This window comes from Kushneria phyllosphaerae, assembly GCF_900312995.1.
In the GTDB taxonomy this organism is placed as follows: domain Bacteria; phylum Pseudomonadota; class Gammaproteobacteria; order Pseudomonadales; family Halomonadaceae; genus Kushneria; species Kushneria phyllosphaerae.
This window is the reverse complement of the sequence record NZ_ONZI01000048.1, coordinates 1-386: the sequence shown is the minus strand read 5'-3', so window position 1 is coordinate 386 and position 386 is coordinate 1. Positions and strand designations below refer to the sequence as shown.

Below are 386 nucleotides of genomic sequence, written 5' to 3'. Positions count from 1 at the left end.
CGTATGGGCAGAATCTAATCCCCCCGCCGGGTAAAAGAAACCGATAAGATTGCTCAAACCTGTCAGGAAAACTCACGAATAGCCATGAGCCGCGACCTCCCTTCCCTGAATGCCCTGCGCGCTTTCGAAGCCGCTGCCCGGTTGCACAGCATCAGCCTGGCGGCTGAGGAACTGCACGTTACCCATGGCGCCGTGAGCCGGCAGGTGCGGTTGCTCGAGGACGATCTCGGGGTGGCCCTGTTCGGCAAGGATGGACGCGGCGTAAAACTCACCGATTCCGGCGTTCGCCTGCGTGACGCCTGCGGCGATGCGTTCGAGCGACTGCGTGGCGTCTGTGCCGAGCTGCGCCGGCAGACCGCCGAGGCCCCGTTCGTCCTCGGCGTACC

Annotated in this window: 1 pseudogene; it reads left to right on the top strand. The window is 64.0% G+C overall.

Going from position 1 to position 386, the window contains the following annotated elements:
* Positions 1-84: 84 nt before the first annotated feature.
* Positions 85-386 (top strand): annotated as a pseudogene (gene trpI, locus KSP9073_RS17400) (trpBA operon transcriptional activator TrpI); the annotation flags it as partial.